The sequence below is a fragment of the Aeromicrobium erythreum genome, assembly GCF_001509405.1.
Lineage (GTDB): Bacteria > Actinomycetota > Actinomycetes > Propionibacteriales > Nocardioidaceae > Aeromicrobium > Aeromicrobium erythreum.
In genome coordinates this window covers 1,759,184-1,779,623 of record NZ_CP011502.1, presented here as the reverse complement: position 1 = coordinate 1,779,623, position 20,440 = coordinate 1,759,184, and the positions used below count along the sequence as shown (strand labels likewise).

17 protein-coding genes are annotated in these 20,440 nt (G+C 73.0%); 5 read left to right on the top strand and 12 right to left on the bottom strand.

All coding sequences use genetic code 11. The features are described from left to right. Positions 1 to 52: 52 nt before the first annotated feature. The 5 genes from Aeryth_RS08345 to Aeryth_RS08320 form a co-directional block, all read right to left on the bottom strand. Positions 53 to 2,881: an aconitate hydratase gene (locus Aeryth_RS08345; protein ID WP_417864568.1), complete on the bottom strand. Its 2,829-nt coding sequence runs from the start codon at positions 2,879 to 2,881 to the stop codon at positions 53 to 55. 162 nt (positions 2,882 to 3,043) lie between these two features. After that, entirely contained in the window at positions 3,044 to 3,760 is a 717-nt protein-coding gene (locus Aeryth_RS08340; protein WP_067857149.1) for an RDD family protein, read from the bottom strand. Then, positions 3,757 to 7,287: an SCO7613 C-terminal domain-containing membrane protein gene (locus Aeryth_RS08335; protein WP_144433732.1), complete on the bottom strand. Its 3,531-nt coding sequence runs from the start codon at positions 7,285 to 7,287 to the stop codon at positions 3,757 to 3,759. Before Aeryth_RS08335 ends, Aeryth_RS08340 begins: the two co-directional genes overlap by 4 nt. A 57-nt stretch (positions 7,288 to 7,344) precedes the next feature. Further along, positions 7,345 to 8,520, bottom strand: coding sequence for a class I SAM-dependent RNA methyltransferase (locus Aeryth_RS08325; protein WP_417864611.1), 1,176 nt, complete (start codon positions 8,518 to 8,520; stop codon positions 7,345 to 7,347). A gap of 242 nt (positions 8,521 to 8,762) precedes the next feature. Beyond that, entirely contained in the window at positions 8,763 to 10,793 is a 2,031-nt protein-coding gene (locus tag Aeryth_RS08320) for an APC family permease (protein ID WP_067857139.1), read from the bottom strand. 119 nt (positions 10,794 to 10,912) lie between these two features. On the opposite strand from Aeryth_RS08320, the gene Aeryth_RS08315 reads away from it, so the two are divergent. Both Aeryth_RS08315 and Aeryth_RS08310 read left to right on the top strand, forming a co-directional pair. Beyond that, entirely contained in the window at positions 10,913 to 11,575 is a 663-nt protein-coding gene (locus Aeryth_RS08315) for a potassium channel family protein (protein WP_067857136.1), read from the top strand. Continuing rightward, positions 11,575 to 12,237: a potassium channel family protein gene (locus Aeryth_RS08310; RefSeq protein ID WP_067857134.1), complete on the top strand. Its 663-nt coding sequence runs from the start codon at positions 11,575 to 11,577 to the stop codon at positions 12,235 to 12,237. The genes Aeryth_RS08315 and Aeryth_RS08310 overlap by 1 nt, the downstream gene beginning before the upstream one ends. A gap of 687 nt (positions 12,238 to 12,924) precedes the next feature. Here Aeryth_RS08310 and Aeryth_RS08305 read toward each other — a convergent pair. Genes Aeryth_RS08305 through dut form a run of 4 tightly spaced genes read right to left on the bottom strand, consistent with a single transcriptional unit; the run spans position 12,925 to position 15,078 of the window. After that, the gene (locus Aeryth_RS08305; protein ID WP_067857130.1) at positions 12,925 to 13,617 is read right to left on the bottom strand and encodes a DUF3159 domain-containing protein; all 693 of its coding nucleotides are present in this window, start codon (positions 13,615 to 13,617) and stop codon (positions 12,925 to 12,927) included. Then, entirely contained in the window at positions 13,610 to 13,966 is a 357-nt protein-coding gene (locus Aeryth_RS08300; RefSeq protein WP_067857126.1) for an OB-fold nucleic acid binding domain-containing protein, read from the bottom strand. The genes Aeryth_RS08305 and Aeryth_RS08300 overlap by 8 nt, the downstream gene beginning before the upstream one ends. Before the next feature lie 9 nt (positions 13,967 to 13,975). Further along, the gene (locus Aeryth_RS08295) at positions 13,976 to 14,623 is read right to left on the bottom strand and encodes a DUF3710 domain-containing protein (protein ID WP_067857121.1); all 648 of its coding nucleotides are present in this window, start codon (positions 14,621 to 14,623) and stop codon (positions 13,976 to 13,978) included. Next, positions 14,620 to 15,078, bottom strand: a complete 459-nt coding sequence (gene dut / locus Aeryth_RS08290) for a dUTP diphosphatase (protein WP_067857116.1) — start codon at positions 15,076 to 15,078, stop codon at positions 14,620 to 14,622. Before dut ends, Aeryth_RS08295 begins: the two co-directional genes overlap by 4 nt. Positions 15,079 to 15,129: 51 nt before the next feature. On the opposite strand from dut, the gene Aeryth_RS08285 reads away from it, so the two are divergent. Together Aeryth_RS08285 and Aeryth_RS08280 are read left to right on the top strand one after the other, a co-directional pair. Then, positions 15,130 to 15,615, top strand: a complete 486-nt coding sequence (locus tag Aeryth_RS08285) for a DUF3093 domain-containing protein (protein ID WP_067857114.1) — start codon at positions 15,130 to 15,132, stop codon at positions 15,613 to 15,615. Between the two features lie 5 nt (positions 15,616 to 15,620). Beyond that, a complete protein-coding gene (locus Aeryth_RS08280; protein ID WP_067857112.1) occupies positions 15,621 to 16,067 on the top strand; it encodes a DUF4235 domain-containing protein in 447 nt (148 codons plus the stop codon). 42 nt (positions 16,068 to 16,109) lie between these two features. Here Aeryth_RS08280 and Aeryth_RS08275 read toward each other — a convergent pair whose 3' ends face one another. From Aeryth_RS08275 to Aeryth_RS08265, 3 genes are all read right to left on the bottom strand, one after another. After that, a complete protein-coding gene (locus tag Aeryth_RS08275) occupies positions 16,110 to 16,409 on the bottom strand; it encodes a DUF4193 domain-containing protein (RefSeq protein WP_067857109.1) in 300 nt (99 codons plus the stop codon). A 64-nt stretch (positions 16,410 to 16,473) separates the two neighbouring features. Continuing rightward, positions 16,474 to 17,292, bottom strand: coding sequence for an inositol monophosphatase family protein (locus Aeryth_RS08270; protein ID WP_067861503.1), 819 nt, complete (start codon positions 17,290 to 17,292; stop codon positions 16,474 to 16,476). Further along, positions 17,289 to 18,341, bottom strand: a complete 1,053-nt coding sequence (locus Aeryth_RS08265) for a ferrochelatase (protein ID WP_067857105.1) — start codon at positions 18,339 to 18,341, stop codon at positions 17,289 to 17,291. The genes Aeryth_RS08270 and Aeryth_RS08265 overlap by 4 nt, the downstream gene beginning before the upstream one ends. A gap of 886 nt (positions 18,342 to 19,227) precedes the next feature. On the opposite strand from Aeryth_RS08265, the gene Aeryth_RS08260 reads away from it, so the two are divergent. Continuing rightward, positions 19,228 to 20,439 carry an MFS transporter gene (locus tag Aeryth_RS08260; protein WP_067857099.1) on the top strand — a complete coding sequence of 404 codons (1,212 nt, stop codon included), beginning with the start codon at positions 19,228 to 19,230 and terminating at the stop codon, positions 20,437 to 20,439. The last annotated feature ends 1 nt before the right edge of the window (position 20,440 follow it).

The window sequence follows — 20,440 nt, the reverse complement described above, 5'->3', positions numbered from 1 at the left end:
CCGAACCGGGGACGGCGTCTCGTCGTGGCGCGGCGGCCCGGAGGCCGACCGCTCAGTCCAGCAGGCTGCGCAGCACGTACGGCATGATGCCGCCGTTGCGGTAGTAGTTCGCCTCGCCGGGGGTGTCGATGCGGACGACCGCGTCGAACTCGACGGTCTCGCCGCCCTCCTGCGTGGCGACGACCTTGACCGTCTTCGGCGTGCGGCCCTCGTTGAGCTCGGTGACACCGGTGACCGAGAAGGTCTCCTCGCCCGTGAGGCCCAGCGACTCGGCGTTCTCGCCCTGCGGGAACTGCAGCGGGAGGACGCCCATGCCGATGAGGTTCGAGCGGTGGATGCGCTCGTAGGACTCCGCGATGACGACCTTCACGCCCAGCAGCGCCGTGCCCTTGGCCGCCCAGTCGCGCGACGAGCCGGAGCCGTACTCCTTGCCCGACAGCACGACCAGCGGCACGCCGGCGGCCTGGTAGTTCTGCGACGCGTCGAAGACGGTCGTGACCTCTCCCCCGGCCGTGAAGTCGCGCGTGAAGCCACCCTCGGTGCCCGGGGCGATCTGGTTGCGCAGGCGGATGTTCGCGAACGTGCCGCGGATCATGACCTCGTGGTTGCCGCGGCGCGAGCCGAGGGAGTTGAAGTCACGCGGCTCGACGCCCTTCTCCATCAGGTACTTGCCCGCGGGGCTGTCCTTCTTGATGGCGCCGGCCGGGCTGATGTGGTCGGTCGTCACCGAGTCGCCGAGCTTGAGGAGCACGCGGGCGCCCTCGATGTCGGTGACCGGCTCCGGCTCCAGGCCCATGCCGTCGAAGTACGGCGCCTTGCGGGCGTACGTGGAGTCCTCGTCCCAGGCGAACGTGTCGCCCTCGGGCGTCGGCAGGTTCTGCCAGCGCTCGTCGCCCGCGAAGACGTCGGCGTACTCCTTGCCGAACGTGTCGCTCGTGATCGAGGAGGCGATGACGTCCTCGACCTCGGCCGGGGACGGCCAGATGTCCTTCAGGTACACCGGGTTGCCGTCGGTGTCCTCACCGAGCGGCTCCGTCGTGATGTCGACGTCCATCGAGCCGGCGATGGCGTAGGCGACCACCAGCGGCGGCGACGCCAGGTAGTTCATCTTGATGTCCGGGTTGATGCGGCCCTCGAAGTTGCGGTTGCCCGACAGCACCGAGACGACGGCGAGGTCGTTCTCGTTGACGGCGGCGCTCACCTCGGGGATGAGCGGACCGGAGTTGCCGATGCAGGTCGTGCAGCCGTAGCCGACGAGGTTGAAGCCCAGCTTGTCGAGGTAGGGCGTGAGGCCGGAGCGGTCGTAGTAGTCCGAGACGACCTTCGACCCGGGCGCCAGCGTCGTCTTGACCCACGGCTTGCGCGTCAGGCCCTTCTCGACGGCCTTCTTCGCGAGCAGCGCCGCGCCGATCATGACCGACGGGTTCGACGTGTTCGTGCACGACGTGATCGCGGCGATGGTGACGGCGCCGTGGTCGAGCGTGAACGTCTGGCCGTCGAGCGTGACCTCGATCGGGTTGCTCGGGCGACCGCCGTCGGCGGGGACGCACGAGAGGTAGTCGCGCGAGGGCGTGGTGCCCTCGGCGTCCGAGGCCGGCGGGTCGGAGGCGGGGAACGACTCCTCGAGCGCCTCGTCGTACTTGCCCGTGGTGGTCTCGGCCTCCTCCTCGACGTACGCGTTGAGCGCGCCGCGGAAGCCCTCCTTGGCCGACGCGAGCTCGACGCGGTCCTGGGGACGCTTCGGGCCGGCGATCGAGGGGACGACCGTCGAGAGGTCGAGCTCGAGGTACTCGGAGTAGCGCGGCTCGTGGTCGGGGTCGTGCCACAGGCCCTGGGCCTTGGCGTAGGCCTCGACGAGCGCGACCTGCTCCGCGCTGCGGCCGGTCAGCTCGAGGTACTTCGTGGTCTCCTCGTCGATCGGGAAGACCGCGATGGTGGAGCCGTACTCGGGGCTCATGTTGCCGATCGTGGCGCGGTTGGCCAGCGGGACGGCGCCGACGCCGGAGCCGTAGAACTCGACGAACTTGCCGACGACGCCGTGGTCGCGCAGCATCTCGGTGATCGTGAGCACGAGGTCGGTCGCCGTGGCGCCCTCGGGCAGCTCGCCGTGGAGCTTGAAGCCGACGACGCGCGGGATGAGCATGCTGATCGGCTGGCCGAGCATCGCGGCCTCGGCCTCGATGCCGCCCACGCCCCAGCCGACGACGCCGAGGCCGTTGACCATGGTGGTGTGGGAGTCGGTGCCGACGCAGGAGTCGGGGTAGACCGTGCCGTCCTTGTCGAACACGACGCGCGCGAGGTGCTCGATGTTGACCTGGTGCACGATGCCGGTTCCGGGCGGCACGACCTTGAAGTTGTCGAACGCGCCCTGGCCCCAGCGCAGGAACTTGTAGCGCTCGCCGTTGCGCTCGTACTCGATCTCGACGTTGCGCTCGAAGGCCTCGGGCGTGCCGAAGACGTCGGCGATCACGGAGTGGTCGATGACCATCTCGGCGGGTGCGAGCGGGTTGATCTTCGACGGGTCGCCGCCGAGGTCGACCATGGCCTCGCGCATGGTGGCGAGGTCGACGACGCAGGGGACGCCGGTGAAGTCCTGCATGATCACGCGCGCGGGCGTGAACTGGATCTCCTGGTCGGGCTCGCTCGACGGGTCCCAGGCGGCGATCGCCTTGATGTCGTCGGCGGTGATGTCGGCCCCGTCCTCGGTGCGCAGGAGCGCCTCGAGCAGGACCTTCAGGCTGAACGGGAGCGTGGCGACGTCGAGGCCGTCACCCTGCACCGCGTCGAGCTTGAAGTACGTGTAGCTGGTGCCGTCCACCTCGAGCGTCTGCTCGGCGTTGAAGCTGTCGACCATGGGTGTCTCCTTCGCGTCGGGTTCCATCCTGCCGACCGGACCGCCGGGCTGCCAGGTCAGGTGCGCCTTACCTCGCGCCCTTCCGGCTGCCGCGGCACGTGCACCGCGAGGGTGTCCGGCCGGGAAAGTCTCTTGATATCAAGATACACGATGTCAAGAGGAATGTCCGACGTCGTGGCCGCCGGCGGGTCAGAAGAGCCCGGGCCAGCGCCACAGGAGCGGCCACATGAACGCCAGCTGCGCCGCGCACACGGTCAGGACGCCCACCACGCCGACTGCGTCGAGGACGACGAGCGCGCGCCGCCGCGGCACCGACGTGGCCGCGTCGTCGCCGTGCGCACGGACGACCTCGGTGCCGGCGACGCGGTCGAGCACACCGCGGTGCATGCCCAGGAGCAGCGGCACCAGCAGCGCCAGGAGGCCCAGGTAGGCCGCGAACCCGAGGTGCCACGCGTCCGGCGTGGCCGAGCGCAGGACCGTGGGCAGGCCAATGGGCACCGCCGCCACGGCGAGGTCGATCAGCACCGCGGCCGCGAGCCCACGCAGCAGGCCACGCGCGGCCCCGGTCGGGCTCCCCTCTCCCGCGCGGACGACCCGCAGGCCCTCGCGGTGCTTGCCGATGCTGTGCCCGCGGACGCCCTGCCGCAGACCGTTGTTCCACAGCACGAACAGCTCTCCGGCGACGAGCCCGCCCAGCAGCAGTCCGTCGGAGCGGCCCAGGGTCCACACGTCGCCGGTGGTCGCGCTGCCCAGGATCCGCGCGACGAGCACCACCAGCGCGCCCGCGGTGAAGGCGACGCAGAACAGCAGCACGTCCTGGGCGAGCGCCGAGCGTCGCAGGTCGCCGACGGTGCGTTCCTCGTCGCCGACGTCGGACGCGGGCGTGAGGTCCTGGGCGTCGTTCATCGCATCGCTCCGATCCAGCGGGCGGCCGCGCGGCCGTCGCGCACCCGACTCTCCCACGTCATGCCCACGCCGAGCATCGACACACCGGCGGCGGCGATGAGGATCCAGCGCGGCAGCGCGACGGCGACCGGACCGAGCTGGACGAGGAGCAGCAGCCCCACCAGGACGGCCCCTGCCACGAAGGGCGCGAGCCAGCGCAGCCGGACGCCGAGCGCCAGCACGGCGAGCGACACGAGCCCCAGTGCGAGCCCCCGCGGACTCGTCGGAGCGAGGAGCGCCTGCGGCAGGCTCGGCAGCAGTCCGAGCACGAGCCCCGGCCCGAGGGCGACCACCGTGCTGCGCGGCGGCTCCGTGCGCAGCAGCACCCACGCCCCGGCACCGAGCAGCACGAGCGCGAACGGCACGGTGTAGGCCTCGACCACGCCGACGTCGCTGGCCACGAGCCGCAGCACGTAGGCGATGCCGAGCGGCACGGTCGCCACCCACCGCAGGACGGCCCGGTCGGGGACGAGGAGCGAGACGAGCACCAGCGTGGCGCCCAGCAGCGTGAGCAGGAGGGCGAGCCAGGCGAGCGACGTCGTCCCCGCCGCCCACAGCACGGTGACGAGGAGCGCGGTCACCGCGGCCAGCTCGACCCCACGGCGACCTCGACGGTCGTCGAGGAGTGCCGACGCCCCCGCCCCGACGACGAGGGCCGCGAGCAGGACGGTGAGCGAGGCGACGGTCGCAGGCGCGTCGACCAGCTCGAGGACCGGGACGGTCGAGGCGATCGCGGTCACGGCCGCCGCCGACGCGGCGAGGTCGCGCCAGGGCGGTCCGTCGTCCGGCAGCGCGCAGACCCCGAGCAGGACGGCCGCCAGCGGCCAGGCGACGACGGCCGTCTCCCAGTCGCCGATGCACACGACGACGGCCACGGTCGCGAGCACCCCACCGACCGCGCGCAGGACGGCGCGGTCGGCGACCAGCAGCGAGACCAGGACGGCGGCAACGGCCGGGAGCAGGAGGGTGGCGACGAGCCACACGACGTCGACGTCGACCACGGCCGCGGCGACGAGCACGCCGCCCAGCGCCAGCAGGCCCGAGCCGCCCTCGACGCCCAGACGACCAGTGCGGTCGCGCAGCCCGACGCCGGAGACCACCAGTGCGAGCGCGGCCGCCGCGGCGAGGACGACGCCTGTCGCCCCCGTCCCCAGGTCGGTCAGCTGGGCGGGCGGCACGAGCGCGATCCCGACATGCACGGTCGCGACCGCTGCCAGCACCTCTCGCACCGGAGCGGGTCGTGCCGCCCGGGCGGCGACCACGGCCACGAGCGCCGACACGCCCCACACCCACCACGCGGTGGACCAGTCCCCCGCGACCAGCAGGTCCGCGACCACCGCGGCCGTGGCCGCGAGAGCGGGGTGGGCGACCCGTCGACCGTGCGGCGCGGCCGCGACGAGCGCGAGGGTCGCCCCGAGCGTGAGCGCGGCGACCGCTCCCGCGACCGGGCTGACCTCCGCCGCGCTGGTCGCGACGGTCACGAGGAGCGCGGCGGCGAGACCGGTCTCGACCCCGGTGCGCCGGGCGACGTCGTCGACCAGGAGCACGCCGACGAGGAACGTCAGCACGATCGCGGCGACGAGGGCGGCCAGCCGGACCTGCGCGTCGCCGTCGAGCGCCACCACCAGCTCGCCTGCCGTCCCTGGGCCCCAGGCTGCGGCCAGGCCGAGCGCGACACCACTCCGCAGGCGGGGCGCCCGCACGAGCGCGACGACGACCAGGCCGAGCGTCGCGGCAGCCCAGACGACGACGCACGCCCACGGCGCGTCGAGGGCGAGCGCCGGCGCGACGGCCAGCGTCGCGACCGCCACCCACCACCACGGCGTGGGCCTTCCGGCGCGCGTCCCGAAGGTCGTCACGGCCCAGAGCACGAGGGCACCGGCGACGACGCTGCCGGCCAGCAGCACCGCCGACGGACCGGCGTCGGCGAGCACCGACCAGGCGGTGACGACGGCGACGCTGGTGGCCGCGCCGGGCGCCCAAGGCCGCAGACGTCCCACGACGCGCCAGCGTGCAGCACCGAGGACGACCAGCGTCGCCGCTGCACCGAGGGTCCACGCGAGCCAGGGCCGGTCGGTGCCGGGCACGTCGAAGGTCGTGAGGGGGTGGTCGATGCGATGTCCGCCCGTGGTCGACAGTGCCTCGCCCACCACGGCCAGCAGCTGCGCTCCCCACGGGAAGAGCGCGAGGGCCACCAGGAGCGACGGCGCGACGCCTGCTGCTCGCGCTCCGCGTGCCCACGGTGCGCGGCCAGGGACCCAGACCGCGGGGACCGCGACCGCGGCGAGCACGAGCAGGGCGCCGTACTGCGGAGCCGCCGACCATGCGGGCAGGGCCGCCAGGAGCGTGAGCGTCGAGAGCGCGGCGCCGGCGGACACCGTCCGCGCCGGGGCGGGCAGCCGCCCGAGCGACGCGGCGCCGGCAGCGACGGCGGTGACGATCGCGAGCGGGACGCCGTGGGCCCCGCCGACCAGGTCGCCGAGTGCGGGGTGCGCGACGGCGTCCACGAGGGCCAGGACGACGGCGACCAGCGCAGCGACTCCGCCCGCGGCGAGAGCGACCCAGGCCCCCACCCGTGCGGTGGCCCGGTGCAGCGCGGCACCGACGAGGACGGCGACGACGAGCGCCGCGGTCGCCGACCAGAAGGGGCGCGCTCCGCCGTCGTCGAGCACGACCGCCACCCGAACCGCGGCCACCGCCCCGGCGAGGCCGCCGAGCACCGACACGACGACCAGCTCGCGGGCGTCGTCGAGGGTGCGTCGTCCGAGCCTGACGATCCCCGCGGTCGTGAGCACCACCACGGCGCACCACAGCAGGTCCCACGGCGCGCCGGGCAGCGTGTCGAGACCGAGCAGTCCCTGGTCGCGCGCGGCGAACCAGTCGAGCGTGAACAGGCCCAGGAAGACGGTCCACAGGGCCTCGGCCGACGCCCGCAGACGCCGGCGCGTGACCACGGCGGCGACGCCACCGGCCACGGCTGTCGCCGCCAGCAGCACCAGGGCGCGGCCGAGGATCCCCATCGGACCCCAGTAGACGGTGATGAAGATGGCCCCGGCCACGAGGAGGGCGAGGGCACCGAGCGCCAGGAGGACCGTGCCCACCGAGACGGGGGCGCGCGGCGTCGTCGCCGCGACGGAGTCGACGGTAGGGACGGTCGAAGGCGGGCTGGTCGGGGCTGGGCTGGTCGAGGCTGGGCTGGTCGAGGCTGGGCTGGCGGCCGCTGGTGCTGGGGCCGGCACTGTTGCCGTGGCTGGCTCCGGCACCGTCACGGTCGACACAGGAGCGGGCGCTGCGGGGACGGGTGCCGCGACCGTCTGCGGCCGGCTGGCGCGGCGGGCTCGCTCGAGGTCGCGGTCGACCCGCAGGAGCTGGTTCCAGAGCCGTCCCGCCTCGGCGGTGCGCAGGTCGAGACCGCAGCGCGCGCAGACCCGCGCACCGTCGAGTCGCGCCCGGCAGTCGGGACACACGGTCGGGTCGGCGTAGGCCATGGCGACACCCTGCCCGTCCAGGTGGTCCTCGGACAACCTCGTCGGCCGCCGCGGAGGTCAGTCGACGCGGTCGAGGACGGCCACGCACTCCACGTGGTGCGTCATCGGGAACAGCGCGAACGCCCGCAGCGGACCGAGGCGGTACCCGTGCTCGGCGAACGTGGCGACGTCGCGCGCGAGGGCTGCCGGGTCGCAGGCCACGTAGACGACGCGGCGGGCGCCGAGGGCCGCGACGCCCGGCACGGCCTTGCGCGCTCCGGTGCGGGGCGGGTCGAGGACGACGACGTCGACGCCGTCGGCGAGCGCGGGTTCGCGGCGCAGCGCCCGCTCGGTCGAGTCGGCCACGAGGCGCACCTGGCTGCGACCGTGCAGCGACCTGCGGGCGTCGCGAGCTCCTTGCCGGTCCGCCTCGACGCTGACGACGAGGCCGTCCGGTCCGACGGCGTCGGCGAGGAAGGCGGTGAAGAGTCCCACGCCGGCGTAGAGGTCGGCGACGCGGTCGCCGGGGCGCGCCTCGGCGGCGTCGAGGACGGCGTCGACGAGGGTCCGTGCCGCCTCGGGGTGCACCTGCCAGAAGCCCGAGCCGGTGACGGTGAAGTCGTGCGGTGCGACGTGCTCGGTGAGCCGGGTGCCCCCGGCGCGGCGGTGACCGTCGGTGCCGGCCACGCCGTCGACGTCGAGGTCTGAGGGCACGGTGGCGTCGGTGACGACGAGGCGCTGCCCGGTGGACGACACGATGGCCTCGACCGGGCCGCTGTCCCAGCGGTGCGCGGTGACGTCGGGCAGGTCGGGGTGGGCGATGGGGCAGTGCTCGACGGGCACGACCTCGTGCGTGCGGTGCTTGCGCAGACCGGGGCGCCCGTCGGGCGTGGTCGACCAGGTGACGCGCGTGCGCCAGCCGAGGGTGGGTCGGACCTCCTCGACGACGACGTCGCGCTCGATGCCGGCGAGCCGGCGCAGCTGCTCGGCGACGACGTCGGCGAGCAGCCGGCGCTGCGCAGCGGGGTCGACGTGCTGGAAGTCGCAGCCGCCGCAGGTGCCGGCGAGGGCGCAGGGCGGCTCGACGCGGTCGGGCGAGGCCTCCAGGACCTCGACGGCGTCGGCTCGCAGGAACCGCTTGGTGGTGTCGGTGACGCGGATGCGGACCCGCTCCCCCGGCAGGCTGTGGCGGACGAAGACGACCTGCCCGTCCAGCCGCGCCACGCAGCTTCCGCCGTGGGCGACGGGCCCCACCTCCACCACAGGAAGACTCGTCCCGTTCACGCCTGACCACCTCGCACGGGCCCACGAGCCCACCGAGGGCACAGGGCGACGGGCCCCACCTCCACCACAGGAAGACTCGTCCCGTTCACGCCTGACCACCTCGCACGGGCCCACGAGCCCACCGAGGGCACAGGGCGACGGGCCCCACCTCGACTACGGGAAGACTCGTCCCGTTCACGCCCGACCACCTCGCACAGGCCGACTGGCGCCGGTCACTTGCGGTGGTCCGGCTGCTCGGGGCGGGGCTGGTCGCCGAGACCGCGGCGGACGTCGCCGGGTGCGGGGCCGATGACGCTGCGCGGGTCGACCTTGGCGGCGGAGCTGAGCTGGTAGGGCACGCTGGTGACCATGACGCCGGGCATGAACAGCAGGCGGCCCTTGAGGCGCAGGGCGGTCTGGTTGTGCAGGAGCTGCTCCCACCAGCGCCCGACGACGTACTCGGGGATGTAGACGCTGACGATGTCGCGGGGGCTCTCGCGGCGCTTCTCCTTGACGTACTTGACGACGGGGCGCACGAGCTCGCGGTAGGGCGAGGAGACGACGGTGAGCGGCACGGGGATGGCGAGCTCGTCCCAGCGCTCGCGAAGGGCTGTGGTGTCCTGCGGGTCGAGCTCGACGTAGAGCGCCTCGAGCGTGGAGGGCCGCGCCACGCGCGCGTAGGCGAGGGCACGGAGGGCGGGCTTGTGGAGTCGTCCGATGAGCACCACCGCGTGCACGCGCGACGGGAGGGCGACGTCGGTGTCGTCGATGGCGAGCTCGTCGCTGACCCGCTGGTAGTGGCGGTTGATGCCGAGCATGAGGAAGAAGACGAACGTCATGGCCAGGATGGCGATCCAGGCGCCGGCGAGGAACTTGGTGATGAGGACGATGACGAGCACGGTCGCCGTCATCGCCAGGCCGAAGCTGTTGACGATGCGCGAACGCTTCATCCGGCGTCGCTCGGTGGGGTCGGTCTCGGTCGCGAGGTGGCGGGTCCAGTGCCGGATCATGCCGAGCTGGCTGAGGTTGAAGGAGACGAACACGCCCACGATGTAGAGCTGGATCAGCTTGGTGACCTCGGCGTCGAACGCGAGGATCAGGACGATGGCGGCGACGGCGAGCAGGACGATGCCGTTGCTGAACGCCAGACGGTCGCCGCGGGTGTCGAGCTGGCGGGGCAGGTGGCCGTCGCGGGCCAGGATCGAGCCGAGGACGGGGAAGCCGTTGAAGGCGGTGTTCGCGGCGAGGACCAGGATCACGCCGGTGCAGGCGATGGTGAAGTAGAACAGCGGCTGGGCGTCGCTGTAGAGGGCCTTCGCGAGCTGGGCGATGACGGTCGGCTGGTCGTAGCCCTCGCCGACGGGCTGGCCGTCGAGCAGCAGCTGGCGGGCGGGGTCCTCGACGTAGCGGACGTGCATGGCGTCGGCGAGCAGGATGATGCTCATCAGCATCGTGATGGAGATGGTGCCGAGCAGCAGGAGCGTCGTGGCGGCGTTCTGGCTCTTCGGCTTGCGGAAGGCGGGGACGCCGTTGCTGATCGCCTCGACGCCGGTGAGGGCGGCGCAGCCGGAGGAGAAGGCACGCGCCAGCAGGAACGCCATCGCCAGTCCGGTGAGCGCGGAGTCGTAGGGCGCCTCGGCGGCGATGTCGTACGGCGCGCTCTCCGCCTGCGGCAGGTCGCCGAGCAGGTACCGGAAGAGCCCCCAGGCGGCCATCAGGCCGATGGCGAGCATGAACAGGTAGGTCGGGACCGCGAAGGCGGTGCCGGACTCCTTCGTGCCGCGCAGGTTCAGCGCCATGAGCAGCAGGACCAGGACCGACGCGGCGAGCGCCTCGTGGCCGACGAGCCACGGGATGGCCGAGGTCGCGTTCTGCACGCCCGAGGAGATCGACACGGCGACCGTGAGGACGTAGTCGACGAGCAGGGCGCTCGCCACCGTCACGCCGGCCTTCGGTCCGAGGTTGGTGGTGGCCACCTCGTAGTCGCCGCCGCCGCTCGGGTAGGCGTGGACGTTCTGCCGGTAGGACGCGACGACCGTGAGCATGACGAGGACGACGGCGATGCCGATCTTCCAGTTGAACGCGTAGGCGGTGATGCCGCCCATGGAGAGCGTCAGGAAGATCTCGTCGGGGGCGTACGCGACGGACGACAGCGCGTCGCTCGCGAACACGGGCAGGGCGATGCGCTTCGGCAGCAGCGTCTCCCCCAGCTGGGTACTGCGCAGCTTCCGTCCGACGATGGTCCGCTTGACGGACTCGACCATGCCCACGAGCGACGATGGTAGCCGCGGGGTCGTCCGCCCGCCGGGGCGCGGGCGCGCGGCAGGGCACCGGTGCCCCGGACCGGCCCACGACGTCCTCGCGTCCGTGTAGCGTCGCCCCCGTGCACATCGTGATCATGGGCTGCGGCCGCGTCGGGTCGACGCTCTCGCGCAGCCTCGAGGAGCGCGGCCACACGACGGCCGTGATCGACTCCAACCCTGACGCGTTCCGCCGCCTGGGCCCCGGCTTCACGGGGACGACGGTCACCGGCATGGGCTTCGACCGCGAGGTGCTGCGCGCGGCGGGGATCGAGAAGGCCGACGGCTTCGCGGCGGTCTCCAGCGGCGACAACTCCAACATCATCTCCGCGCGCGTGGCCCGCGAGCAGTTCGGCGTCGGCAACGTCGTCGCGCGCATCTACGACCCCGGTCGCGCCGAGGTGTACGAGCGGCTGGGCGTGCCCACGGTGGCCACCGTCCCGTGGGCGGCCGACCAGGTGCTGCGCCGTCTGCTGCCGGCCGGGTCGGAGCCGGCCTGGCGCGACCCGTCGGGCCAGCTGCGCCTCGACACCGTGTACGCGCCGTTCCCGTGGATCGGCCACCACGTCTCCGACCTCGAGGACGCCGCCGGCGTGCGCGTCGCCTACCTCACCCGGCTCGGCTCGGGCGTCGTCGCGACGGCCCGCACCGTGATGCAGGAGGGCGACGTGCTCGCCGTGTTCATGCGAGACGAGGACGCCGAGCGTGCCCACGCGGTGCTCGAGTCCGGACCTGAGGAGGCCTGATGCGCGTCGCCATCGCCGGTGCCGGTGCGGTCGGCCGGTCCGTCGCCCTCGAGCTGACCGAGAACGGTCACCAGGTGCTGCTCATCGACAAGTCGCCGGGGTCCATCCGCTCCGACGTCGTGCCCGACGCCCAGTGGCTGCTCGCCGACGCGTGCGAGATGTCGTCGCTGGCCGAGGCCGGCCTGCACACCTGCGACGTCGTCATCGCGGCGACCGGTGACGACAAGGTCAACCTCGTCGTCTCGCTGCTCGCCAAGACCGAGTTCTCCGTGCCGCGCACCGTCGGCCGCGTGAACCACCCGAGCAACGAGTGGCTGTTCGGCGAGTCGTGGGGCGTCGACGTCGCCGTCTCGACCCCCCGCCTCATGTCGGCGCTCGTCGAGGAGGCGGTCTCGGTCGGCGACCTCGTCCGCCTGTTCACGTTCCGCCAGAGCAACACGAGCCTGGTCGAGCTGACCATGCCCGCCGACTCCCCCTACACAGGCCGCCTCGTGCGCGACGTCCCCTGGCCGCGCGACGTCGTGCTCGTCGCCATCCTGCGCGACAACGCCATCGAGACCCCCGACCCCGAACGCTCTCTCGAGGCGGGCGACGAGCTGCTCTTCGTCACCGCCGAGGACGCCGAGGTCGAGATCGGCTCGCTGCTCTCCCCCAAGTCCTGACGTCGCGGGGGCCTGCGCTGGTGCGACTTGCTGCACGGGTGGGGCTGCGCTGCTGCGGCTTCTCGTGGAGGTGGCCTCCGAAAGGGCCTCGACCGGGCGGCTGGGCAGGAACTGGGCTGGGTTCTCGGGCTGTAGCCCGCGTGGGACGCAAGATTCTTCCTTTGTGCGTGCCGGCGGTGGATCTGCCACCTTCCGAGCGCTGTTGAGGTGGCGCATCCACCGCTGGTGGGCTAGAGGTGTGAAGGATTCTTCCTTCTCATGGAACGGTCCACGAGAAGGAAGAATCCTTCGTCTCCCCAACGCAAACGGCACCCAAGATCCTGCATTCGCGCGTTGAGATCGGAACGCTTCTGCGTTCACGACGGGATCCCGTGGCGAACGCCGAATCGTTCGAGTCCCGGCGCACGAACGCAGATTCTTGCGTCCCACGCGGGCCACAGCCCGAGACCCGAAGCCGGCTCCCGCCCAGCTGCCCGGTCGAGGCCCTTTCGGAGCGCAGGACGAGTCAAAGCCGCGCCGACGCAGCCGTACCACCTCGAGAAACCGCGCCGGCGCAGCCCCACCTCCGCGAGAAACCGCGCCAGCGCAGCCCCACCTCCGCAAGAAACCGCACCGACGCAGCCCCACCCGAACGAGACGCCCGCCACCACACCCCCACCCCCACCCCCACGACCAGCGCGGACAGCGTCAACGAGCGTGCGGGCCAGGCTCGAGGGGGGTGGCGTTGCGCGACAGGACCCACGCCATGGCGGCGAAGGCGGCGACCTGGAGGGGCCAGCCGAGCACGACCTTGGAGGTGCCGAGGAGGGCGACGTGGTCGCCGGCCCAGAGCGGGTACTGCACGAGGACGCGCACGATGCAGGGGGCGGCGAAGAGCCAGGTGAGCAGCGAGCACAGGCGGACGAGCTGGCGGTCCTCGTGCCACTCGGTGGGCTCACCGGTCAGGCTGCCGATCAGGAAGCCGACGAGTGGCCAGCCGACCAGGATCGACACGACGAACACGGCCGCGTAGGCGCCGTTGTAGAGGATGCCCGGCAGGAACACGTCGCGGGCCTCGCCGCTGCGCGAGGCGAACACCGCCGCGATCGCGATGCCGACGAGCGCATTGAGCACGAACTGGACCGTGGAGCGCTGCACCAGACGCACGGCCAGCAGCACGACCGCGCTGCCGACGCTCGCGACCAACGACGTACGGAGGTCCTTCGTGACGATCCAGCAGACGGTGAAGACGATCGTCGGCACGGCGCTCTCGACGATGCCGCGACCGCCGCCCAGCGCCTCGGCGAGCTTGGAGCGGACGAGCTCCTCGACCGTGGCGTAGCGCCGTGCCCCGTCGCCCGGACCGTCGTGACGGGCGGGCTCGGCGGAGGCGTCAGGCATCGAGCTCGTAGCGCGGGTTGTAGAGCACGCAGCTGTCGCCGCGCCGGCCGATGCGTCCGTGGACCGTCAACCGACGTCCGGGCTCGATGCCCTTGATCTCGCGTCGACCGAGCCACACGAGCGTCACCTGGCCGGACCCGTCGTACAGCTGCGCCTCGAGCGCGCTGACCCCGTCGGAGACGGGCCGGGTGGTCACCGAGCGCAGCTCGCCGTGCAGCGAGCAGACGGCTCGGTCGGACTGCGACGCCAGGAGCCGGCAGCCGGCCTGGTCGGCGCTGCGCTGCAGCTCGTCGTCCTCGATCTGCTCGAGGGTCGGCCGGCGCCAGGCACGGCTCAGTCGCGAAGGCATGCGTCCATCCTAGGTCGGTTCGCCGTCAGGACCGAGGGTCACGGGCTCCGCGTCGGGCGGCAGCTCGATCAGCAGCGGCTCGCGGACGGGGCGCGGGTCGTCGCCGCGCACGACCACCACCTCGCGGAACGCCTGCTCGAGGAGACCGTCCTCGTCGGGCTCGAGGGCCGCGGAGCCGAGGAACGTCGCGCGCAGCATCCAGCGGGGACCCTCGACGGCGACGATCCGCGACGGCTGGAACCCGTCCTGGCCGTCGGGCAGGGTGACGGGGATCTGCACCCGCAGCTCCGGTCCGAAGGGCCCGTCGAGCTCCTCGACCTGGCCCTCGAGCCGCTGCACCTCCGCCACCAGCTCCTGACGCACCTCGTCCCACAGGCCGCCGCTGCGGGGCGCGGCGAAGGCGCGCAGCTCCAGGCCCGCCTCCTCGGTCACGAGCACGACGGAGCCGGCGCCGCCGCCGTCGTCCTGCGGCACCTGCAGCTGGAAGCCGACCCGGCCGCGGATGCGCAGCGGGCCGAGGTCGACGTAGCCCGCCTCGTCGGCGGAGGCCTCCGTGGAGTCGCGCGGTCGGGTCGGCGTGCTCGCCGCCTCGGACTGCTCGCTGGTGCTCGTCTCGTCGGGTGCGGTCTGCTCGCGCTCGCGGCGACGTCGGATCATCGGTGCTCTCCCACGGATCGGTGGCCGCCGGTCGAGCCGTAGCCCCCGGCGCCTCGGCTGGTGTCCTCGAGTGACTCGACCTCGCGGAAGGTCACGTGCTCGACGCGCTGGACGACGAGCTGCGCGATGCGGTCGCCCCGCGCCACCTCGACCGTCTCTCGTAGGTCGTGGTTGACCAGCAGCACCTTGATCTCGCCGCGGTAGCCCGCGTCGACCGTGCCGGGCGTGTTCACGACCGAGAGGCCGTGCCGCAGCGCCAGACCGGACCGGGGGTGCACGAAGGCCGCGTACCCGTCGGGCAGGGCGATGGCGATGCCGGTCGGCACGAGCACCCGCTCGCCCGGGGCCAGCGTGGCCGGTGCTGCGGCGTGCAGGTCGACGCCCGCGTCCCCCGGGTGCGCGTACGCGGGGACCGGGAGCTGCGGGTCGAGGCGTCGCACCGCGATCTCGAGCATGCTCGCGACCCTACTCGGGTGGACCTGGCCCGGATGCGGCAGGCTTGCAGGGTGCAGAACCGTCGTGAGCGCCTCGTGGCTCCCGTGTCGTGGTGGGTCGGCGTGCTCGCCTTCGCCCTCGCCTGGGCCTGGCTGCTGCTGGTCGTCGCCGGCACCGGCGCAGCCGTGGTGACCTTCGTCGGCGTGGCCGTGCTGACGGGTGCCGTCGTGTGGGCGTACGGACGCACCGTCGTCGACGCCGGCCCCGACGGCCTGCGCGTCGGACGCGCGTTCCTGACGGCGGAGCACGTGGGTGCCGTCACCCCGCTCGACCGCGTCGCGACCCGCGAGGCCCTCGGACCCCGTGCCGACGCCCGTGCCTGGTTGCACGTGCGCCCCTACGTCGACACCGCCGTGCGCGTCGACGTCGACGACCCGGCCGACCCGGCCCCCTACTGGCTGGTCTCCACCCGCCACCCGAAGGCGGTCGCCGCCGCGCTCGGCGCGCGTCCCGCCTCCTCCGACGCACCCGACCAGCCCACTCCAGACCCGAGGTGACGACCATGGCTCGCACGTCCCGCAAGGCCCGCACGACCCCCAGCCTGGAGACGGCGACCCCGCCGCGGAAGGCGTCGCGCTCCAGCCGTACCAGCTGGAAGCTGCTGGACCGCTCGACCACCATCGCCGCGGGTCTGCTCGCCCGCCAGGCCTCGACCGTCACCTGGCGTCTCGCGACGGGTCGCAAGCCCCCGACCGCGGGACGGCACCCGGACGTCGAGACCAAGGAGGCCGTGGCATGGGCTGTGGTCGGGGGTGCCCTCGTCGAGGTCGTCCGCCTGCTCGTGCGTCGAGGCGCGGCGGGCTACTGGGTGCGCTCCACGGGCGACCTCCCGCCCGGGATGAAGCCGCTGAAGGGTGCCTCGGTCGGGGCACGCGTGGCCGCGGCCGCAGGAACGACAGAGCCGGCTTCCTCGCGGAAGCCGGCTCGGCGTCGTCGGCGCTCGCGCTGAGCGAGCCCGGGCTGGTGGGACGTCCCACCGGTGCGTGCTGCGTCAGTAGGCGCAGTCCCGGCAGATGAGCCGGTCGCCCTTCTCCTCGGCGAGCTGGGACCGGTGGTGCACCAGGAAGCACGACGAGCACGTGAACTCGTCGGACTTGCGCGGCACCACCTGGACGGCCAGCTCCTCGTGAGAGAGGTCGGCACCAGGCAGCTCGAAGGACTCGGCCGCCTCGACCTCGTCCTCGTCCACCTTGCCCGAGTTCTTCTCGTGGCGACGCGCCTTGAGCTCCTCGATGCTGTCCTCGGACTGCTCTTCCTCAGTCTTGCGAGGCGCGTCGTAGTCGGTAGCCATGTACCCCTCCGTCGTGTGCGTTCAACCGACGGGATTGTTCCACACCGGCACAAGCCGTCGTCGGTCAGAACCCACAAGCCCGGACGACGTCGAAGTATTCCCCTGCGAGGGCGGGGTGGGCGGCCATCACGAGCCGTCCGTCAGGCGCTCCGTCGAGTCCCTCGACGCGCACGCCCGCCTCGCGCGCCACGAGCGCGCCCGCTGCCCTGTCCCACGGCTGCAGACCCTGCTCGACGTACGCGTCGAGCGTGCCGTCGGCGAGCGCGCACAGGTCGAGCGCGGCCGCGCCGATGCGACGAACGTCACGTACCTGGGGCAGCAGCTGGGCGACGGCGAGTCCCTGCTCGCGGCGACGCTCCGGCAGGTAGCCGAAGCCGGTGCCGACGAGTGCCTCGGCCAGCGGCGGGGGCTCGGGGGCGTGCAACGGCCGTCGCTCCTCGCCGCTCCAGCGCCAGGCACCGGCGCCCAGGACGGCCGCCCACTCCTCGCCGGTCGCGATGTTCACGACGTACCCGGCCACCTCGGTCGCGCCGTCCGGGCCGTCGAGACGAGCCGCGATGGAGACCGCGTAGGCCGGGATGCCGTAGACGAAGTTGACGGTGCCGTCGATGGGGTCGACCACCCACTCGACACCGCTGGTGCCGCGGACGCCGCCACCCTCCTCCCCGAGGAAGCCGTCGTCGGGGCGGGCGGCGAGCAGACGCTCCCGGATCAGCTCCTCGCTGGCGCGATCGACCTCCGTGACGACGTCGACGCGGCTCGACTTGGTGTCGGCCACGCCCACCCGGCCCTCCGGTCGCCGCGCACGCACGAGCGCCGCGGCCTCGAGCCCGACCTCCCGGGCCAGCTCGACGAGTGCATGGGGGTCGACGGCGTCGCTCATGCGTGCGCCGGGCGGTCGCCGCGCAGGTTGGCGCAGCAGTTCGGCACGCACACCCACGGGTTCGCCCCGCAGCTGCCGATCGTGGCGGGCGTCGGGTCCTCGCCGCGGTCGGCCGCCGCGCGCTCCTGCAGGAGGTCGGTGATCATCGCGACGAAAGCCGGGTGCGAGCCGGGCGTCGGCACGCGGACGAAGCGCAGCCCCAGCTCCTCCGCCGTCGCCTTGGCCTCGGTGTCGAGGTCGTAGACGACCTCCATGTGGTCGGAGACGAACCCGATGGGCACCACCACCACCGACGTCACACCGTCGGCGGCGAGCTTCTCGAGATGGTCGTTGACGTCGGGCTCGAGCCACGGGGTGCGCGGCGAGCCGGACCGCGAGCAGTAGACGAGCTCCCACGGCAAGCCCTGGTGCCGCGGCTCGAGTCCGGCCATCACGAGGCGCGCGGTCTCGAGGTGCTGGTCGCGGTAGGCGCCGACACCCGGGCCGCCGCTCGCGTCGTTCATCGCGTCGGGGATCGAGTGGGTCACGAAGACGACGTGCGTGTCGTCAGGTGCGTCGGCGAGCGCAGCGCGCGTGTGCTCCACGAACGGCGCCACGAAGCCGGGGTGGTTGAAGGGCAGCCGCAGTCGACTGAGCTCGATGTCGAGGCCCTCGGTCGCGTCGGCGAGGTTCTCGCGGTACTGACGGCAGCCCGAGTACGAGGAGTACGCACTCGTGAGGAAGTAGGCGGCGTGCCGGACGCCGTCGGCCACCATCTGCTCGAGAGCGTCGCGCAGGTACGGGTCCCAGTTCCGGTTGCCCCAGTAGACGGGCAGGTCGACGTCGCGCGACGCGAGCTCACCCTCGAGCGCCGCGATGACCTGCCGGTTGAGGTCGTTGATCGGGCTGCGACCGCCGAACAGGAAGTAGTGCTCCCCCACCTCCTCCAGCCGCTCGCGCGGGATGCCCTTGCCGACGGTCACGTTCTCCAGGAACGGGACCACGTCGTCGGGCTTCTCGGGACCACCGAAGGAGACGTAGAGGAGTGCATCGAAGGGGCGGACGTCCATGCCGTCATCGTCCCACGCACCGCCTTCCCGCGCGGCGCGGCAGGGGTGGAGGTGGGTGGTGCTGGTGCGCTGCCGCGGATGGTCGTGGCCTTGCTGCTGCGCTGCCTGCGGAGGTCTTGCCCTGCTGCTGCGCTGCCTGCGGGGGTCTCGACCTGCTGCTGCGCTGCCGCGGGCGGTATCGACCTTGCTGGTGCGCTGCCTCGGCTGGCGCTGGGGGTGGTCTCCGAAAGGCCTCGACCGGGCGGCTGGCATCCGCGCTGGTCTGGGGTCTCGGGCTGCGGGTTGGTGCTGGGGTGGACGCAAGATTCTGCGTTGGCGACGGGATCCCGTCGTGAACGCAGAAGCGTTCGGCCTCGCACGCTCGAATGCAGAATCCTGGTTGCCCTTGGGGGTGGGGTGGGCAGCGCTTCTCCCTTCTCGTGGCACGGTCCACGAGAAGGGAGAACCTCTGCCACGTCTGCCCCCGCCATCGGTGGATCTGCAACCGCAGAACCGCTCCTGCGGTTGCAGATCCACCGATAGGACGCTCAAACGCAGAACCATGGCCTGACAACGCAGAAACGAAGAGTCTTGAGTCAACCGCGGGCCCAGGCCAGACCCCGAGACCCGGAACCACCCCCGGGCTCGCTGCCGGTCGAGGCCCTTTCGGAGCCCACCCCCAGCGAACGCCGAGGCAGCGCACCAGCAAGGTCACGACGACCGCAGGCAGCGCACCAGCAACGTCACGACCCCCGCAGGCAACGCACCCGCACGACGAGACCCCCGCAGGCAGCGCACCAGCAAGCCCACGACCACACGAAGCCCCCGCCCCTCCACCGACCCCACCACCCACCAGGCCCGCGGGTAGTCTGCGGTCGCGCAGCCGTGCAGCGAGGGAGGGGGCAGGGTGCGATCGACGTACGGGCGGGTCCTGGCGCTGCCGGGTGCCGCGCTGTTCAGCCTGACGGGGCTCGTGTCGCGGCTGCCGCTGTCGATGGCGTCGCTCGGTCTCGTGCTGCTGGTGCGGGAGCACGGCGGCGGGTACGGGGCCGCGGGCCTGGTCGCTGCCGCCTACGTGGCGGCCGCTGCGGTCGTCGCTCCGGTGCACGGCCGGCTGAGCGACCGGTGGGGGCAGCGTGTGGTGCTGCTGCTCGCCGGGGCGGGGTACGCGATCGGCGTGGCTGCGGTGGTGCTGGCCGTCACGCGCGACGCCGCCGCTCCCATGCCGCACTTGGCGGCTGCCGTGGCCGGGGTGTTCACGCCACAGACCGGGTCGCTGGTGCGGGCCCGCTGGACCCACCTGCTGCGCGACGACCGGCCGCTCCTGACCACGGCGTTCGCCATCGAGGCGGTCATCGACGAGGCCGTGTTCATCGTCGGGCCGGTGCTCGTCACGTTCCTGACCCTCCAGGTGGCCGACGTCGCGGGCCTCGCGGCCGCTGCCGCCGCCGCGACGCTGGGCAGCTGGGCGCTCGCCGCGCAGACCGCGACCGAGCCGCCCGCCGGCGGTCACCGCACCGGTCCGCGCGTCGCGATGGGCTGGTCGGTGCTCGGCCCCGTGCTCGTGGCCGCGGTCGGCATCGGCGTCCTCTTCGGCTCGACCGAGGTACTGGTCGTCGCCTTCACGGAGGCCCAGGGAGAGCGCGGGGCGGCCGGGCTCGTGCTGGCGGTCTGGGCTGCCGGGAGCCTGCTCGCCGGTGTCGTCGTCGGGGCGCTGCCCGCGCCGGCCGACGCCATCGCGCGACTGCGGTGGACCGTCCTCGTCCTGGGTCTGCTGTTCGCGCCGCTGCTCCTCGCGCCCACGACCCCCTGGCTCACGGCCGGACTCTTCCTGGCGGGCGTCATGATCTCCCCGACCATGATCGCCGCGACGAGCGTCGTCGAGGAGTACGTCCCGCCGAGCCGCCTGACCGAGGCGCTCACCTGGACGAGCACCGGTCTGGCCGTCGGGGTCGCACCCGGCGCCGCCGTCGCGGGCGCCGTCGTGGACCGGTTCGGTGCCTCCGCCGGGTTCGCCGTGCCCCTCGTGGCAGGCCTCGCGGCGGCGGCCGTCGCCTGGTGGTTCCGACCGCCGCCCCGACCCGACCGTGCCCTCGTGCCCGGTGCCGTCGCGGACTAGG